This window comes from Paraburkholderia nemoris, assembly GCF_905221015.1.
In the GTDB taxonomy this organism is placed as follows: domain Bacteria; phylum Pseudomonadota; class Gammaproteobacteria; order Burkholderiales; family Burkholderiaceae; genus Paraburkholderia; species Paraburkholderia nemoris.
This window is the reverse complement of record NZ_CAJNBO010000001.1, coordinates 437,844-455,010: the sequence shown is the minus strand read 5'-3', so window position 1 is coordinate 455,010 and position 17,167 is coordinate 437,844. Positions and strand designations below refer to the sequence as shown.

Genomic DNA, 17,167 nt, shown 5'->3' with positions numbered 1-17,167 from the left:
GCGCGGCAATGGGCGCGCGCGGGCCGCCGCCCGCGCGTGGGCGCAAGCGGTGATCAGGAGGTCAGCGATTCAGAAAGTCAGGCGTTGGCCAGAGACCAGCAACTCAGGAAATCACGCTCGGCGAAGGTCTCGCCGCGTCTTCCCTGTACATCTCGCGCACATAGGTCAGATGACGCTCGGCGGCCTTGCGCGCCTTTTGCGCGTCGCGGGCCATGACGGCGTCGTAGATGGCCTGATGCTGGCTCATCAACTGCTTTTCCATCGCTTCGTCGTAGTCGATCAAGCGATGGTACTGGCGCATGCCTTCGCGAATCAGCGTATGGATGCCGTGCATCACATGCGCGAGCGCGATGTTGTGCGTGGAATCCGCAATGGCGAGGTGAAACGCGGCATCCAGTTCCGCGAGGTTCACGCGATCTTGCGACTGCGAACCGGCCTTCAATGCTTCGAACGCCTCGGTGATCTTCTGCAGATCGGCTGGCGTGGCGCGCTCGGCCGCGTACACCGTCGAAATCGATTCGAGACCCTGGCGCAGTTCGAGAATATCGGCACTGGTGCGCGGATTTTGCAGCAGCAGTTCGGCGAGCGGCTTGGAGATGATCGGCGCGGTGACGTCGACGACCGTGAAGCCGCCCCGCCCCGACGTTTCGATATAACCGTCCGCTTCCAGCCTGATCAGCGCTTCCCGCAACGACGGCCGCGACACCCCGAGCTGCGTGGCCAGATCGCGTTCGGCCGGCAAGCGGTCGCCGGGCATCAGCACGCCGTCCGAGATCAGTTGCTTGATCTGGTCGGACACCACGTCGGAAAGTCGTTTGCGCGTGAAGGACTGGATCGGGAGAAATGGCATGGGCGGCGCGGGCGAATCCTGGTTGATGAAGCCGGGTTGATGAAGCCGGGTTGATGAACTCTGGTTGGCGAAGCCGTGGACAACGGCATGGACGCACCTTCGAACGGGCGCGTCAAAGTGCAGGAATTATACCGTTCAACGACTTGCCGCCGCCTGCCAGGCTAGCCCGCGCCCGCCGCATAGAAACTCGCCAGGTCACGCTTGAGCGCGTGCAACGCGGCATCGTCGAGATAGATCATGTGGCCGGTCGGGTAGTACGCGATGCGCACATTGGCGCGCAGCGGCGCATCGATGCCCAGATGCGCGAGCGCGTACTCGGTCGCATAGAACGGCGTGGCGAGGTCGAAATAGCCGTTCACCGACATCACGCGCAGCTGCGGATTCTGCCGCATCGCTTCGGCGAGATCGCCCGCCGCATACGGCACGGACAAGTGTTCGCCCCACCACTCACGGTGCTTCCAGTCCCACTGCGTCAACGCGTCGTCGTTGAAGACGCGATAGCGGTCGGCAGGCGTGAAGTGCAGGTCCTGCGCAAAATGCTGATGAAGCGCGGCATCGAAAGCGCTCGCCACACTGCTCACCGATGCGTCGTAATCGGGACGCTCGGACACGCCGTCGTACTCGAGTCCTTTAAAGCGCGCATCGAAACGGCCAATGCTGCGCGATTGATCGCGCAGCAACTGATCGCGAAAACGCGAGGGATAGAGACGCAGGCGGCTTCGCTTCACGTAGTCGACGTCAAGCCCGGTGAACTGCGCGACGCGTGCGGCGATTTCGTCGCGCTGCGCGTCGGGCAACGCGTCGCCCTGCGCGAGCGCTTGCGCATAAGGCCCGCGGGCGAACGCGCGGGCCTCGTCGAGAAAGGCCGGCAGGCTGGCCGGCTTCGGCACGATCTTGTCGTGATACCACGCGATGGCCGCGAAGCTCGGCAAGTAGCTTTCGCTCTTGAAATCGGATCCCGGTGAAAACGCCGAGGAATCGAGCACCGACGACATCAGGATCACGCCATTCAGCGCGATATTGTTTTGCCCCAGCTGATACGCGAGCATCGCGGCGCGCGCGGTGCCGTACGATTCGCCGAGCAGGTACTTCGGCGAATTCCAGCGCTGGTTGACCGTCAGATAGCGGTCGATGAATTGCGAGAACGCGTCAAGGTCCTTGTCGACACCCCAGAACTCCTTCCCCGTGCCATGGCCGACGACCCTCGACAGGCCCGCGCCGACAGCATCGATAAAGACCAGATCGGTGGTGTCGAGCAGGCTATCGGGGTTGTCGTCCAGCACATACGGCGCGGGCGGTGTGATCGCGGGACTCGCCGTGCGCACCCGCTTCGGCCCGAACGAGCCGATCATCAGGAACACGCTGCCCGCACCCGGTCCGCCGTTGAAAAGGAACGTGACGGGGCGTGTCGAGGGCGACTTGGTGGCGACGGTGTAGGCGGTATAGAAAACACTCGCATTGGCCTGCCCGGTTCTGTCACGCAGCAGCAGGTTGCCCGCCGTCGCGGTGTAGTCGATCTTGCGGCCGTCGAGCCGGATCGAATGCTGCGTCACGGCTGTGCTTTCCGGCGGCACAGGGATCGGCGCGGTCTCGGGTTTGACGGTGTGCTGCGGGTTGCCTTGCGTATCGTTCTGGGCGGCCGCGGAAACCCTTGGCGGATGGCCGGTACGCGATGGATTCGCGCGCGGCTCCTTGACTGGCTGGCCGTTCGCATCGACGGTCTGCCCGGAAGTCTCTGCCTGAGCGCCGGGCGTGCCGGGCGCATTTGGCACGTTGGGCACGCTCACCGCGCTAGCCGGCGCCGTGGCTGTTTCCGTGCTGGCAGGTTCGGCGGACGAGTCGTCCAGTTCCGCCGCCGCGCACATCTGACTGAACGTGGCGATGACGGCAAGGACCAGCGCCATCGCCACCAGCGCGGCCGCCATGGATCCGGCCATCAGTGATCGGCGCAACGAGAGGTAGAAGCGAATGGCCATGGAGTATCCGGCTGCGAGTCGATAGGCGTCGATGTCCCGATTGTCCAGCTTAAGACGAATCAGGCGACCGATTCTTGACGCAAGCATCGAAGACGTCAATCGAAAACGGGCTCTAACTCGCGCCTCTCCCAAGCAGCATCGTTTCCTCGGGGAAAACGAAAGCAATACGAAATACTTAAGAAAGCCGCTTCGCTTTCGCGACGCCACGAGAACCTCTTCTGGCGTTCACGGTTCAGGCGGCTTTCCTTGTTCCCGGCCTACGCCTTCATACGCACTGGCAATCCGCCGACGAAAGCAGCAATCCGTTCGCACGCATCGATCAGGCTTGCCTCGTCGACCACGAAACCCAGCCGCACAAAACCATTCGCGGTCTCGCCGAAGGCGCTGGCGTCGAGCAGCGACACGCCTTGTGCGCGAAACAGTTGCCAGGTGAAATCGACCGTGTCGAGACCCGTGCCGCTGACGTCGACCATCATGAACATGCCCGCTTCCGGCAACAGGCAACGCAAGCCCGGCACGCGATGCAGGCGCTCGAACACGACGTCGCGCCGGCGCCGGTAAATCTCGCGCATCTCGGCGACGACCGGCGCCTTGTTCTGCAGCGCCGTCAACGCAGCCTGCTGGATGAAGCCGGGCAAGCCATACAGCATCGCCAACGCGAGCCGCCCCATATGCTCGATCAGCGTGGCAGGCCCGATCGCCCAGCCCACACGCCACCCCGCCATGCCATGCGATTTCGACAGGCTGCCGAGCGTCACCGTCCGTTCCGCCATGCCCGGCAATGCGGCGATGCTCACGTGCTCACGCTCGAACGTGAGATCCGCATAGACCTCGTCGGAGAGCACCCACAGATCGTGTTCGCACGCGATCCGCGCGATGCGTTCCAGATCGGCGCGCGGCATCACCACGCCGGTCGGGTTGCAGGGGGTCGCAAAGAAAATGGCCTGAGTGCGCGGCGTGATAGCCGCTTCGAGCGCATCGCAGTCGAGGTGAAACGCCCGCGCCGGATCGACCGGCACCGGCACGAGGGTGGCGCCCGCGGCGCGCACACAGGCCTCGTATGTGAGGTACATCGGCTCGGGGACGATTACTTCGTCGCCCGCTTCCAGCAGGCACAGCGAAGTGGCGAACACGCCGTTCTGCGCCCCCGCCGTCAGGATCACGTTGGCCGCGCTTACGGCACAACCGGTGGTGCGCGCATGGTCTTCGGCAATCGCCGCGCGCACCGGCTCGCGCCCGGACACGGCGCTGTAATGCGTATCGCCGCTACGCAACGCCTCAATGGCGCGCTCGACGATCGGCGCGGGCGTCGCGAAGTCAGGGTCGCCGACGCTCAGCACGATCACGTCTTCGCCATTGGCGAGCGCCTGCTGAGCAACGCGATGGATTTCCCACGCCGACGTACGCTTGCCCTGCAAACGCTCAACCAGATTCGAATACTTCATGGAACTCACCCCGTTTCGACTTGAGCCGCCAATGTAATGGGGCGCGTGCGAAACGTCCAGATACGAAAAAGCGCCACGCGAGCACTGAGTCTCGCGTGGCGCTTCGCTGAAGCCCTGGCCCCGAAGGCCAACGCGTTTAAACCTGGCGGCGCAATTCCGCCGGCGGCACTTTCATCAAGTGACGATATTTCGCCACGGTACGCCGTGCCACCAGCACGCCCTGATCGGCGAGCATCTTCGCAAGCGCCACGTCCGAGAGCGGATCGTGGGTGTTCTCCGCGGCGATCATTTCCTTGAGCAGCGCGCGCACCGCTGCAGCCGAACAGGTGCCGCCGCTTTCCGTGCCGAGCTCACGCGGGAAGAAGTGCTTGAACTCGAAAATGCCGCGCGGCGTGGCCATATATTTGTTGCCGGTCGCACGCGAGATAGTGGACTCGTGCAGACCGAGTTCCTCGGCCACATCGCGCAGCACCATCGGCTTAAGCGCGATTTCACCGTACTGGAAGAAGGCTCGTTGATGCGCGACGATGCACTCGGCCACACGTTGAATCGTATCGAAGCGCTGCTGCGCATTGCGGATCAGCCAGCGCGCTTCCTGCAATTGCTGCGCGAGCGGCGAGCGGCTTGCACCGGCCGACTGCGCGAACAGCTCGGCATACATGCGATGGATGCGGGCGCGCGGCTGCACAGCCGGGTTAATCGTCACCGCCCATTTGTTGCGCACCTGACGCACGATCACGTCCGGCACCACGTAGTTGTCTTCGGTACGGCCGTAGTTGTTGCCCGGCTTCGGATCGAGCTTGCGCACCAGCGCGCAGGCCACCCGCAGTTCCTCGGCGCTGCAGCCGATCTGCTTTTGCAGTTCAGCCTGTTCGCGGCGTGCGAGTCGCTCCAGATGATGGTCGACGATTTGCCGCGCCACATCGCGCCCCGGCGTGTCAGCGGGCAAGGCGTTGACTTGCAGCGACAGACACTCGGACAGCGAACGGGCGCCAAGGCCGGGACGATCGAGCGATTGCACGAGGCGCAGCGCCACCAGCAATTCTTCTTCGGTCAGTTCGGGTTCGAGGTCGACGCTATCGGCGAGCTCGGAGAGTTCCTGACGCAGATAGCCGTCGTCGTCGAGCGCCTCGATGATGAAGCGGGCCACCGCGCGGTCACGGTCGTCGAGTCGATAGAGACGCAGCGAGTCGTGCAACTGCTCGCGCAAGGTCGGTTGGGAACGCGCCCATTCGGCGGGATCGCTACTGTCGGAGTCGCCGTTCTGGCGCGTCGAACTGCGGCTGCTGTAGTCGCCCGAAAAGTCGCCGGGTATGTCGTCCTGCCCAGCGCTTTCCATGGTGTCGCCAGCGCTGTTGTCAACCGGTGACGATTCAGGTTCGGCCGCGGCGACCGTATCCGTGGCGGGCGTCATGCCGGCGTCATCGCCTGGCGTTGCGGTGGCGAGCGCGACGTCTTCCGTGTCGGTCGAGTCGTACTCGAGGAACGGATTGGTGTCGAGCGCCGTGCGCAACTCCTGCTGGAACTCCAGCGACGACAACTGCAATAGACGCACTGATTGCTGCAGACGCGGCGTCAGTGCGAGGGACTGCCTTGCGCGTAGTTCGATTGACGGCATTGTAGTGAGGTCCCGTTAATAGCTGAGAAAAGGTATCTGGCCTCAATAGAGCAACTGTCATACCAGCTCGCCCAACACACTGTTTTTTCTAAGTTTTGCCTTTTCAGGCCCGCCAATTGCGCAGCGGGCGCGCGCCCTTTTTACAAGGACCCGGCAATTTCCGGTCGCCGGCCTTACGGACAGCGGGACAGCCCGCCGCACGTGGCCGCCCCTCTATTCCTCAGCCTAAACGCATGTGCAGCAACGGCTTGTCCTGACATCGGGCATTCGTGCGGTGTACCGGGCACACAGCTTGCGAATCAACACGGTGTGGACGGACGTGGGTCTTTGCACGCGAGTCGATCGCGAGGTAGCGCAAGCAGCAACTTAGCCACGCAAACGAAACGCATGCATAGGCCGTCGTCCGGTGTCGATAACGGGCCCTGACGGAACCGTAGCGGCAACGACCCCACGCGAGTCATCAACGGTTTCAGCCGCGATCGACCGCAGGTAACAAGACCGCATTTTTTATCAACACCCGAAGGAGAAACCATGAAGACCATCCAACTTCTGAAGACCGCAGGCAGCATCGCTTGTGTCGCATTCGCACTGAACGCTACGGCGCAAACCAGCGGCTCGGCCCCGTCGGCCGCATCCGAAACCATTGGCCAGCACGTTGACGACGGCACCATCACCACCAAGGCCAAGGCCGAACTGCTCAGCGCGAAGAACGTCAAATCGACCCATATCCACGTGAAGACCCGCAAGGGCGTGGTGTGGCTCACGGGTTCAGTGCCTTCGTCTGACGACAAGGCCGCAGCAGGAGAAGTCGTGAAAGGCGTCGATGGCGTCTCGAGCGTGAGGAACCATCTGAAGGTCGTTGCGGAATAACGTGTTGGAATAACTGAGCGGATTAACAGCAGCGTCTTCGCTGCAGTTGCTGTCCCGCTTCAGGGAATCGGCGCTCGTATGAGCGCCGGTTTCCTTTTCTACCTGCAGTTTTCTACCTGCAATTACGGCCTGGCCGCAGCGTACTGGTCGCGCAAGTCACGCACGCGGTCGTGGTTTTGCAGTACGCCCTGGTACTGACGCTCAACCAGCGTCCTCACGTCCAGCGGCAGCTCTTTTTCGAGCGCGTCGTGATAACGCTTTTTCGCAACGTCTTCGCCCTTTTCGCATTCGGCGAGGATCTCGTGATCACTGCGATCCGACACGGCCGACTTCACGTCGACCCAGCCACGATGCAGCGCACCGCTCATACTGCCGCCTGTTTCGGGCTTGCCGCCCAACGTTTGAACCGCATCCTGCAATTCACGCGCACCACGCGAGCAGTCTTCGGCGCGCGACAGAAACAGCGATTTCAGCTGCGCGTCATGCGCGTCTTCTGCCGCCTTGCGAAAGCCCTTCTCGCCGTCCTTCGACGTTTCGACCAGATCGTTCAACACGGAAACAACGTTCGTAGCCATTCAATACCTCCAGGGGTTTCGTTAATCGAGGAATCCGCCGCTACGCACTTCCAAGTAGCCACGGGCTTCGCATGTCTATGCGCATGAGGCGTGCCCGGGGCGCGAATAGTCCGGCATGAATGCAAAACGGCCCGACATTTGCCGGGCCGTTCTGTTGTCTGCGACGTCTCCACTCAAACGAAAGCCATCACCTCACGCATTGCCTCACTCAGGCATGCCGCTCGCTGAATTCGCCGAATTCGTTGAGCGGTTCGGGCGTTTTGAGCGGATCGAAGTCGGCCCAGCGCCCTTGCTGCCAGCGCCCGCTCGCGCGTTCGATCGCGAGGCCCCCTGCTTCTCGCAATACACGAGCCGCGTCGAACTGATTGTCGGGCGATACGTGCACCGCAACCAGCACGCCGGAATCACGCATTTCCTGATGGAAGCGCAAATGGTGATGGCCGGCCTCGCCGCCTTCGCGCGTGCGCGCCATCGCCCCGGCGAGGGAGCCTATGTATGCGCCGACGCCGGCCGCGATCAGCGAGACGAGAATCGGCGCCGAAAACGCAGCGAATATCCCGACACCGACTACGGCCCCCACTACCGCGCCGATCGTCACGCCCATGCCGGCGCCCTTAGGCGCTTCCCGCGCGCCCGGATCGGTGCCGGTATCGCCGCCGATCGGATAACGTGCGTGCTGACCACGCGGATTAACAAAAAACAGCGTGACGTCTTCTTCGACGAAACCTGCGTTGAAGAGCTTTTGCGCCGCGTCTTCGGCGGCGGGGAAAGTCGTAAACCGTGCTGCGACGATGAGTGACATAAGGCCTCCTTACATCGTTGAAACGCGTTTTGCGGACCCTGCCGCCACACGGCATCGCGCTGCGCTGCAAAATACACGCGGGTGGTAGGCGTGCGCCCGGACTATGCGGCGGTGCCGCGATCGGGCTCCATGCCTTCCACTCTGAACAGTCCACTATGCAACACTACGCCTTCCCCGGCGTTCTGGTCGAGTGCTTCCGCGCAAACCGAGCGGATGCGATTGCGCCCCTTGTCGAAGGCGGCCATCAGGGTGGATTCGAGCGCTGAATCGGCGCCGAAATGATCTTCCAGCGCCTCGGCCGTGATCGCGCACACAACCGCTTCGCCGTCGACGCGCGCCATGAAACGCACAGTCAGATTCGCTCCGTCAAAGAGCGGCTTGTCGTCGGGAAAAGTAATCTGCATAAGAGAGTCCTCATAGGCCGGCCGGGGCAGGATCGCGTTCATGACGCACCCTTCATTGAACCGGCCAGTTGCTGCGCCATCGCGAGGTGATGTTTGATCGTCGGCAACGCGTGCGCGGCGGCCGCCTTCAGTTGTGAATCGGTGCCGCTCTGGCTCTCCTGCTGGAACAGATCGACCGCTCGCTGATGCGCTTCTACGCCGATCTGCTCGACGTAGGCCTGATCGAATTCGTTGCCCTTGAGCGTCTGCAGTTTTCCGACCAGCGCCGAATCGGCGGACGGCGTCGTGGCAAGCCCCTTCTTCGCGACGATTGCGGCCATGCCGTGCGAGAGTTTCGTATGGTCGGCGATCATTTGCTGCGCGAATTTCTTGACGTGCGGATCGCTCGAATTCTTGAGTGCGACTCTGCTTGCCGCGATTTCAGTGGCGTCGGCCTGTGAGGCATCCTGCACGAACTGCTGGTCTGCAGGCGAGAGCTTTGTGCCGCTCACCGGCGCAGCGCTAGCGGGGGCGTCACTGGCTTGTGCGTATGCAGCCCCGATCGACGCTGCGCCAAGCCCCAGCGCAACAGTCATCACTTGTACGGAATATCGGAATTTCATACGTTTTCTCCCTGGTCGACCTGTCTACCGAAGCGTGCTGAGCGATGAGATAGCGGCATTTCAGAACCGCTTCTGCGTCCCTTGTCTCTGTCCGTTCGTTACGTCCCTAGCCAGCAAAAGACGTGCCCATGCCTGACCGCCGCCTTCAGCACCGGTAGCAAGGTGCGTAACGACTGTTCCGCCCACGCACGCCACCATGCGCAAAGCGCGCTGCGGGCATCGCTTTTGCTCGCGGCCAGTCATCGGCGCATACGCGCTTCATGCTTGAAACTTCTACCTGCACCATGGCTGCCACGACCCACTCGATGCAACGCCGCACGGAACGCCCTGGACGCGCGGACGAAACCGCCGCGCAACAAGCGGCTCCTGCCGACATGCCGCCGGGCTTGCGCCACGCCGACGACACCAAACCCGGCTACACACGCAAGCGTGAAAAAGACGGCTTCATCTACATCGACCTAAGCGGCAAGCGCATCGACGACGAAGCGGAAATCAAGCGCATCAATGCCCTCGCCATTCCACCCGCTTACGAAGACGTCTGGATCTGTCCCGACGCGCGCGGCCATATCCAGGCGACGGGTCGCGACGCACGCGGCCGCAAGCAATACCGCTATCACCCACGCTGGCGCGAGACACGCGACACCGACAAGTACGAACGCATGGCCGAGTTCGGCCGCGCGTTACCGAAAATCCGCGCACGCGTCGCTCGCGACCTGAAACTGCCGGGCATGCCGTGTGACAAAGTTATCGCGGCGATCGTGCAGTTGCTCGACACGACGCTGATCCGCATCGGCAGTGTGGAATACGCGCGCGAGAATCAGTCGTACGGTTTGACGACGCTGCGCAAGAAGCATGTGAAGATCGAAGCGGGCCAATTGCGCTTCAAATTTCGCGGCAAAAGCGGCGTCGAGCACGACGTAACCGTGGACAACCCCCGCATCAAACGCATCGTGCGCCGCTGCGCCGAACTGCCGGGCCACGACCTGTTTCAGTACCTCGACGAGGACGGCACGCGCCGCACGATAGGGTCGGCCGACATCAACGACTACCTGCGCCGCGCATGCGATGCCAACTTCACCGCGAAGGACTATCGAACGTGGGCCGGCAGCGTCTATGCCTTGGCCGCGCTACGGCGGCTGGCGTGCAGCAGCGCTACGGAGGCGCGCCGCCATATCGTTGCGACGGTCAAGGAAGTGGCGGCGCTATTGCGCAATACGCCCGCGGTTTGTCGGCGCTGCTACATCCACCCTGTGGTGATCAGTGCGTTCGAGGCGGCCGAGTTGCAGAGCTTGCCACCCGGCCAGGCACGCCGTGGATTGAGAGTGGACGAAGTGGCATTTGCCGCGCTGCTTGCCCATGCGGAGAAACGCGCAGCGAAGCTGGCACGCACGGCCGGCGCCAAGGGCCGCAAGATGCGGGAGACGGCGGTGACGGACAGCATCAACGGCTCCTTGACCAGCCTGTTGAAAAAATCTCGCGTGGTGGCGCGTAAAAACGCCGAGGCGAATACCCGCACGCAAACCGCACGGCGGTCGGCTGCGTCACGAGAGATCGCGGCATCGCGTGACGCCAAGCAGGCGACTCGCTGAGCAAAACTGAGGTTCGGATCTCCGACCAACCTCTTATTGACTGGCGCCGGAGGCCGCTGAGGCTGCGCCCGGCGTACTCGCCGCTTCGGTGGCGGCAGCGGCCGCCGCGCCGCTGCTCGTATCTGCAGTGCTGCCGGTGGCCGCGTTGCCGTTCATGACGCCGCTGCTGGCCAGCGCGGAACTGGCGGCAGTGGACGTATCCGCGCTACCGCTGTCGGAACGTTTGCAGCCTGCGGCGGCCGTCAATAACACGATCGCTGCCACGATCAGCACCTGCTTGCCCGCGCTTTGTCTGGATAGCTGTTTCATCTTTCTCCTCCGTCATCGGTCAGGTGAATCCGCGACTGCATGATGGGAGCGCGGATTCGCCTGCCATCGTTGATGTTCATCGCCTGCGTTATTGGCCGTTCGTGCCGCTGCCCGCGTCCGCACCCGGCGTATTGGTCGAATCGCTCATCGGCTTCTTCGTCTTCGCCTTCGACTTCGACATGTGATGCGTTTTCGAGCCGCTGGCACTCATTGCCCCCGAAGTCGACCCTGCGGATGCCGCATCATGTGCAGCGTTGTTGCCCGAGCCAGCGGATCCCCCTCCGCCCGCGCCGCCGTTACCGTTGCCGCCCGCTTGCGCGAAAGCGACGCTCGACATCGCGACCAATGCCGACACTAACAATGCCTTTGAATATTTCATTGAAATCTCCCTGAGTGAATGGACGGCGTTTGCCGCTTGCAGCGCGAGCTTGTCCAATCCGTGCTTCTGCCGCTCGAGCTGGGCACTGGCACTCATGCTGTTGGCGAAAGGCGCAGCAAGGGCTATGCCGCGCTGCTGCGAATCGAAGGAACGCCGATTGCTCAGTTCTCTCCACACATCAAACCGGTAAGGAGAAACATCATGCTCAACCAGACACAAACCCAAGGCGGCATGCGGCAGGGCCAAGGCGCGCGTATCGTCGGCAAAGGCAGCGCGAGCGCCGACGGTCCCGGCCCGGACGTCATGGCTGCGGCCACCCTCGATGGCAACAAAGTGATCAGCAGCGATGGCGAAGACATCGGCAAGATCAAGGACATCATGCTCGACGTCGGCTCGGGCCGTATCGCCTACGCGGTGCTGTCGAGCGGTGGCTTTCTCGGCATTGGCGACAAACTGCTGGCGATTCCGTGGAGCGCCCTTACGCTCGATACACAAGAGAAGTGCTTCGTGCTCGACATGACGGCCGAGCGCGTGAAAAACGCACCGGGGTTCGACAAGGACCACTGGCCTGCCATGGCGGACCAGACATGGGCGACGTCGGTACATCAGTACTACGGCAGCGAGCCCTACTGGGGACGCGATCCGTATGACCGGCGCGACGACCTGGGTGTCGGCGACATTCCGGCAGGGTCGTCGGATGCACCCGAAGCCGGCGGGCTGAAGCTGTAGATCCAGCCTGTAGTTCGCACACAGGTTGCAGGCAGATGCGGCTCGTTGCTTCGAACCGCCTCTGCCGTGATGTGCCGGCCGCGCATGCGCCACCTGCATGCCGGCCCCAACCGGATCCTCATGCACGAAACACTGTGGTTTCTCATCGTCGGCGCCGTGCTCGTTTTTATGGGCGTGGCGGCGACGGCGCTGCGGCGCCTGCCCGTTAGCGCCGCCATGTTCTACCTCGCGATCGGCTACGCCCTCGGGCCGTCCGGCATCGACCTATTGCGCCTCGATATCGTCGCCGATGCGCATTTGCTGCGAACCGTCACCGAAGTCGCGCTGCTGGTGTCGCTGTTCGCCATCGGGCTGCGTTTGCGGCTCGGCGTATTCGAGAAGCTCTGGACCGTACCGCTGCGCCTCGGCTTCCTCGCCATGCTGGCGACCATTCCGCTGCTCACGCTGTTCGGCGTCTACGTACTGCATCTTGGCTGGGGGCCGTCGCTGCTGCTCGCGGCAATCCTCGCCCCGACCGATCCGGTACTCGCTCACGATGTCCAGGTGCACAATCCCGGCGACCACGACCTGCTGCGCTTCGCACTCTCCGGCGAAGGCGGCCTGAACGACGGCGTCGCGCTCCCCTTCGTCATGCTCGGCCTCGCGATATGCGCGGCGCCTGCCGCTCCAGTCGGCGACGTACTGAGTTTCCAGCTCGCCGGCAGCATCGTGTGGGGCGTGGCCGGCGCAATCGCGATCGGCGGCCTGCTCGGCTGGGTCACCACGCATGCGGTCACCTAGCTGCGTACGCGCCATGCGCAGGCACTCGGTCTGGAGGGCTTCTTCGCATTGGGCCTGATCGAACTCTCGTTCGGCGCCGCGCAACTCGTGCATACGTATGGCTTTCTGGCGGTGTTTGCCGCGGGCGTCGCGATGCGCCGCGCCGAGCATCGCGCGAGCGGCGCCGCTTCACCGCGCGAGGCAATCGGCACGGTCGATTCTGAAGACGTCGAAGCAACCGCGGCGAACCCAAGCAAAGCCCACGCGTATATGACGGAGTCGGTGATGTGCTTCACGATCGAACTCGAACGCATCGCCGAGGTGGCGGTGATGGCGATGGTCGGCAATGTGCTCGCCACGCTGCAAGCACCGCTTTTCACCTGGCAGACGATCGCGCTCACGGTTGCGCTGTTCGTGCTCGTCCGGCCGGTGTCGGTGGAATTGTCGCTGCTGGGGTCGAGCGCGACGTCCGCGCAGCGGCGTTTGATGAGCTGGTTCGGCATCCGCGGCATCGGTTCGTTTTACTACCTGGCGTATGCACTCGAACACGGCGCGGCGTCCGACGTCGCGCCGCTGGTGCCTCTCGTGCTGGCGGTCGTTGCGGCTTCGGTCGTGATTCACGGCGTCTCGGCTACGCCTCTGATGAGCTGGTACCACAGCCTGCGCAGCAGCGAAAACCAGGATGTCCGCCGTTGACCTCGCTAGAATACGAGTCCCTCGTGCTGCGACAAGCTCCTCCCCATTCGATGACCGCTCCCGACGAATCAAGACGTGAAGCGCGGACGAACGCCGCCAATTCGCTGTTCGCTTTTCTCAAGGCGCTGCCGCTGGGCGACCGGCTGGCCGAGGGCAGTGTCATGGCCGCGCAGGCGGTGGCGGGAGCCAGCCTCGCCTTCGTAATCGGCCGTTGGCTGCATACGGAGCAAGCTTTCTGGGCCGCGATTACGGCGATTGCGGTCAGCCAGCACAGTTATATCGATACCCGCAATCTGTCGCGCGATCAGTTCATCGGCGCGATGGTCGGGGCCATTTGCGGGCTCGTCGGCGCAACCCTCGGCGGTGGCTATCTCGCCGCTTACGCGGCCACCGTTGGCGCGGCAATCGTGATTTGCTGGGTCGTGAACGTGGGCAGCGCAGCGCGTCTGGGCGGCATTACGGCGACGATCATGTTGCTGGTGCCTGGCGTCGGTTCGCCGTGGGACAGGGCCTTGTTGCGCCTCGGTGAAGTCACGTTAGGCACCGTCTGCGCGCTGCTCGTGACTTTGATCATGTCGAGGATAGAGAAGCACTGGTTCGGCCGACCCGACAAAGCCTAGCCGGATTTCTGATCGTTCTCTTGCGGTTGACGCCGGTAACGTCCCGGCGTCGCGCCGACGCTCTGCTGAAACGCCTTGCCGAAGGCGGCTTCCGATTGATACCCCACTGCTTCACCGATCTCCGCGGCGCTGCGCTGCGTGCGTAGCAGCAGATCGCATGCGATCGTCATGCGAATCTGCGTGAGGAAATCCATCACCGTCATACCGGCACGCTCGTTGAAATGGCGTGCGTAAGTCGCGCGGGACATTGCCGCGCGTTCGCCGAGCTCGGCAATCGTCCACGGCCGTTCGGGGGCGCTCAGCATGCCCTGTACGGACGCACCCAGACGCGCATCGGCCAGCAGTGCCAGCACGCCTGCGCCCGATGCATTCTGTTCGCCATGCACGCGCAAGGCCATTGCGAAGAGCGCGTGGCTCAATGCGGTGACGATCGCGAGCGCGCCGGGCTGACGTTGCTCGGCTTCGGTTCGCATTAGCGCGATCACTGTCTGCAACGCGCCGAGCGTTCGCACGCCCCCGAGCGATACATGAAATGGGTCCGGCAGCGCGTTAAGCAGCAACGCCGAGGAACCGGGCGCATAGACGAATCGCCCGCATAGAAGATCCAGATGGGCGTGCGCCTCACCCTCGTCGTTGCGCCCGTCATTGCGGCGCAACGGCAGCATGCCGTTATGACTCAACGTCAGCGGCGCGGTGGCAGTTGCGCGCCCGATATCGCGCACCCGATGCGCGGCGCCACGCGGGAACAGCATGAAATCGCCCGCCTGCAGCGCAACCTGCGCGCCACCCGCAGTCTCGATGACGCATTCGCCGTCCAGCACCAGATGAAACGGTGCAATGCCCGCCTCCATCGGCGCATGATCGATATCGAAGCCCCCGGTGAGCAGGCAACGCAGATCGAGGCTGGCTTGCGGCCGGGCGAGGTCGATCAGTCGGCTGAGCGTATCCATGAGACGGTCGCGCTAAAAGTTGAGCGAATCGAGTATTCAGGATATCGCGGCACAGCGCAATACTTTGCCTAACGACACCGGCACCCGCCGGGGCGTGGCAAACCAAGGAGCACTGTCATGTTGAACTGGATCGATTACCGCAAGGAACTGTTCGGCCGCATCGGCGAGATCGCCAAACTGTCGCCGGACACGGTGAAGGCCTATCAAACGATGTCGAACGCGGGTCAGAAGGCCGACCTTCTCGGCGCGAAGACGCGCGAACTGATTTCGCTCGCGGTGGCCGTGAGCGTGCGATGCGACGGCTGTATCACCGTGCATACGGCCGAAGCGCTGAAACACGGCGCGACACGTGAAGAGATCGCCGAAGCGCTCGGCGTGGCGGTCGCGGTGAACGCGGGCGCCGCCATGGTGTACTCGGCACGCACGATGGACGCGGTCGCGGCTTATCAGGCGGACAGTAAGCCGGCAGCGTGAGGCAGGCGGTGTGAAAGCGATGTGACGGCATGCGGCGCCCACTACGCGCCGCCAGGCCGTTTAACGGCTGGGCCATCAAGCCGCCGCACCGTTGCCCCATTCCCTGCTGCCCGTGGCCCACGATCCATAGCCCGTGACCGCACGGCGCAACCGCTTCACGCAGCGCCTGCCACGTAGCGTTACGCCGGATGACGCGCCTCTTCAAGCTGTTTGCGGCGCACCTCGCCTTGGCGTTCCAGCATCCAGCCCGGGTACTCAGCGGGCAGCGTGCTGACCTTATCGAGTTTCGCAAGCTCATCGGCGGTCAGCGTGACCTCCGTGGCAGCGATGTTGTCGTCGAGTTGCTCGATTTTCTTCGCCCCGACGATCACCGAGCTCACCACGCGTTGATGCAGCAGCCACGCAAGCGCGATCTGCGCCACCGACACTTTCTTCGTCTCCGCGATATCGCGCATCACGTCGATACAGTCATAAGCGCGCTCGCGATTGACCGGCGGGAAATCGAATGTCGTGCGACGGCTGCCCGCCTCGCCCTGCTGTTCGCGCCCATATTTGCCGCTCAGCAAGCCGCCCGCGAGTGGACTCCACACCATCAGTCCAAGCCCTTCGCTGTGCAGCATCGGCACGAGTTCGCGTTCGAGGTCGCGGCCCGCCAGCGTGTAATACGCCTGTAGCGATTCAAAGCGCGCGAGGCCGAGGCGCTCCGCAATGCCCAGCGCCTTCACGATCTGCCATGCGGCCCAGTTCGACACGCCGACATAGCGCACATGGCCATGCTGAACCAGCGTATCGAGCGCACGCACGGTTTCTTCGATCGGCGTGGCCGGATCGAAACCGTGGATCTGATACAGGTCGACGTGATCGAGTTGCAGCCGCTTCAGGCTCGCCTTGATCCCGTCGATGATGTGATAACGCGAGGCGCCACGCGCATTCGGGAACTCCGCCGTCTGGCCGAACACTTTGGTTGCGACCACAACCTTGTCGCGCGGCACTCTCAGATTCTTCAACGCCTGACCGGTGATCTCTTCGGACAGGCCATCGGCGTAGACGTCGGCCGTGTCGATGAAATTGATGCCCGCATCGAGCGCCCGGCCGACCAGCCGCTCCGCGTCCCCCTGCTGCAGATCGCCGATCTGCTTCCAGATGCCCTCGCCACCGCCGAAGGTCATCGTACCCAGGCACAGCTCTGAAACAAACACACCGGTACGGCCTAACTGGTTGTATCGCATCGTCAAGACTCCATCGTGGATTCGTGGATTCGTGGATCGGTGAGCCGTACAGAGTACTGCACCTCGCAAATTTCGGCAGGACCCGGTGCGAGTCCTGATCAGCCACCCGGCGAACGTATGTTTCAAACCACTTACGGTTCGCGCAGTAGTTACCGCAGCTCTTTTCTCGGTCCGGAAAAATTGCCTTCCCCTGCCCAAGAGCAAGGCGTCATGCGGGTCTCCGCCAGGCGTCGGAGATTCGCAACATATTCGTAATGTTATGCCGGGCCGATTTGGAAAGTTTTGGTAAGG

The 17,167-nt window shown here is 63.1% G+C and carries 17 protein-coding genes and 1 pseudogene; 6 read left to right on the top strand and 12 right to left on the bottom strand.

Features of this window, described 5'->3' with window-relative positions; genetic code table 11:
- Positions 1 to 103: 103 nt before the first annotated feature.
- From KHO33_RS02015 to KHO33_RS02000, 4 genes are all read right to left on the bottom strand, one after another.
- Entirely contained in the window at positions 104 to 850 is a 747-nt protein-coding gene (locus KHO33_RS02015) for a FadR/GntR family transcriptional regulator (protein WP_200561850.1), read from the bottom strand.
- Between the two features lie 161 nt (positions 851 to 1,011).
- Positions 1,012 to 2,826: a S10 family serine carboxypeptidase-like protein gene (locus KHO33_RS02010; RefSeq protein WP_200561851.1), complete on the bottom strand. Its 1,815-nt coding sequence runs from the start codon at positions 2,824 to 2,826 to the stop codon at positions 1,012 to 1,014.
- A gap of 257 nt (positions 2,827 to 3,083) precedes the next feature.
- Positions 3,084 to 4,271, bottom strand: a complete 1,188-nt coding sequence (locus tag KHO33_RS02005) for a pyridoxal phosphate-dependent aminotransferase (protein ID WP_200561852.1) — start codon at positions 4,269 to 4,271, stop codon at positions 3,084 to 3,086.
- Positions 4,272 to 4,407: 136 nt separating this feature from the next.
- Positions 4,408 to 5,889, bottom strand: a complete 1,482-nt coding sequence (locus KHO33_RS02000; RefSeq protein ID WP_200561853.1) for an RNA polymerase factor sigma-54 — start codon at positions 5,887 to 5,889, stop codon at positions 4,408 to 4,410.
- Positions 5,890 to 6,420: 531 nt separating this feature from the next.
- Here KHO33_RS02000 and KHO33_RS01995 point away from each other — a divergent pair.
- Complete coding sequence (locus KHO33_RS01995) at positions 6,421 to 6,759, top strand: BON domain-containing protein (protein WP_054035360.1); 339 nt, start codon at positions 6,421 to 6,423, stop codon at positions 6,757 to 6,759.
- Between the two features lie 122 nt (positions 6,760 to 6,881).
- On the opposite strand, the gene KHO33_RS01990 is transcribed toward KHO33_RS01995, so the two are convergent.
- The 4 genes from KHO33_RS01990 to KHO33_RS01975 form a co-directional block, all read right to left on the bottom strand.
- The gene (locus KHO33_RS01990; protein ID WP_054035359.1) at positions 6,882 to 7,334 is read right to left on the bottom strand and encodes a ferritin-like domain-containing protein; all 453 of its coding nucleotides are present in this window, start codon (positions 7,332 to 7,334) and stop codon (positions 6,882 to 6,884) included.
- A gap of 208 nt (positions 7,335 to 7,542) precedes the next feature.
- Positions 7,543 to 8,136 (bottom strand): hypothetical protein, encoded by a 594-nt coding sequence (locus tag KHO33_RS01985; protein ID WP_200561854.1) that lies wholly within the window; start codon positions 8,134 to 8,136, stop codon positions 7,543 to 7,545.
- Positions 8,137 to 8,237: 101 nt separating this feature from the next.
- Positions 8,238 to 8,582, bottom strand: coding sequence for a DUF1488 family protein (locus tag KHO33_RS01980; RefSeq protein ID WP_200561855.1), 345 nt, complete (start codon positions 8,580 to 8,582; stop codon positions 8,238 to 8,240).
- Positions 8,579 to 9,142, bottom strand: coding sequence for a DUF4142 domain-containing protein (locus KHO33_RS01975; RefSeq protein WP_200561856.1), 564 nt, complete (start codon positions 9,140 to 9,142; stop codon positions 8,579 to 8,581). The genes KHO33_RS01980 and KHO33_RS01975 overlap by 4 nt, the downstream gene beginning before the upstream one ends.
- Positions 9,143 to 9,447: 305 nt before the next feature.
- On the opposite strand from KHO33_RS01975, the gene KHO33_RS01970 reads away from it, so the two are divergent.
- On the top strand, positions 9,448 to 10,731 hold the full coding sequence (locus KHO33_RS01970; protein WP_234480408.1) for a DNA topoisomerase IB: 1,284 nt from the start codon (positions 9,448 to 9,450) through the stop codon (positions 10,729 to 10,731).
- A 33-nt stretch (positions 10,732 to 10,764) separates the two neighbouring features.
- On the opposite strand, the gene KHO33_RS01965 is transcribed toward KHO33_RS01970, so the two are convergent.
- Together KHO33_RS01965 and KHO33_RS01960 are read right to left on the bottom strand one after the other, a co-directional pair.
- The gene (locus tag KHO33_RS01965) at positions 10,765 to 11,040 is read right to left on the bottom strand and encodes a hypothetical protein (protein ID WP_054035356.1); all 276 of its coding nucleotides are present in this window, start codon (positions 11,038 to 11,040) and stop codon (positions 10,765 to 10,767) included.
- An 88-nt stretch (positions 11,041 to 11,128) separates the two neighbouring features.
- Positions 11,129 to 11,419, bottom strand: coding sequence for a hypothetical protein (locus KHO33_RS01960; protein ID WP_200561857.1), 291 nt, complete (start codon positions 11,417 to 11,419; stop codon positions 11,129 to 11,131).
- Between the two features lie 201 nt (positions 11,420 to 11,620).
- Here KHO33_RS01960 and KHO33_RS01955 point away from each other — a divergent pair, with 201 nt between their 5' ends.
- The 3 genes and pseudogenes from KHO33_RS01955 (at position 11,621) to KHO33_RS01945 (ending at position 14,223) form a co-directional block, all read left to right on the top strand.
- Positions 11,621 to 12,148, top strand: coding sequence for a PRC-barrel domain-containing protein (locus tag KHO33_RS01955; protein ID WP_054035466.1), 528 nt, complete (start codon positions 11,621 to 11,623; stop codon positions 12,146 to 12,148).
- 120 nt (positions 12,149 to 12,268) lie between these two features.
- A pseudogene (locus tag KHO33_RS01950) lies at positions 12,269 to 13,603 on the top strand (cation:proton antiporter).
- A 50-nt stretch (positions 13,604 to 13,653) separates the two neighbouring features.
- Positions 13,654 to 14,223 (top strand): FUSC family protein, encoded by a 570-nt coding sequence (locus KHO33_RS01945; RefSeq protein ID WP_200562290.1) that lies wholly within the window; start codon positions 13,654 to 13,656, stop codon positions 14,221 to 14,223.
- On the opposite strand, the gene KHO33_RS01940 is transcribed toward KHO33_RS01945, so the two are convergent.
- Positions 14,220 to 15,173: a cupin domain-containing protein gene (locus KHO33_RS01940; RefSeq protein WP_200561858.1), complete on the bottom strand. Its 954-nt coding sequence runs from the start codon at positions 15,171 to 15,173 to the stop codon at positions 14,220 to 14,222. The genes KHO33_RS01945 and KHO33_RS01940 overlap by 4 nt on opposite strands.
- 117 nt (positions 15,174 to 15,290) lie before the next feature.
- Here KHO33_RS01940 and KHO33_RS01935 point away from each other — a divergent pair, with 117 nt between their 5' ends.
- Entirely contained in the window at positions 15,291 to 15,647 is a 357-nt protein-coding gene (locus KHO33_RS01935) for a carboxymuconolactone decarboxylase family protein (protein ID WP_054035355.1), read from the top strand.
- A 179-nt stretch (positions 15,648 to 15,826) separates the two neighbouring features.
- Here KHO33_RS01935 and KHO33_RS01930 read toward each other — a convergent pair whose 3' ends face one another.
- Positions 15,827 to 16,876, bottom strand: a complete 1,050-nt coding sequence (locus KHO33_RS01930; protein WP_200561859.1) for an aldo/keto reductase — start codon at positions 16,874 to 16,876, stop codon at positions 15,827 to 15,829.
- Positions 16,877 to 17,167: the final 291 nt, after the last annotated feature.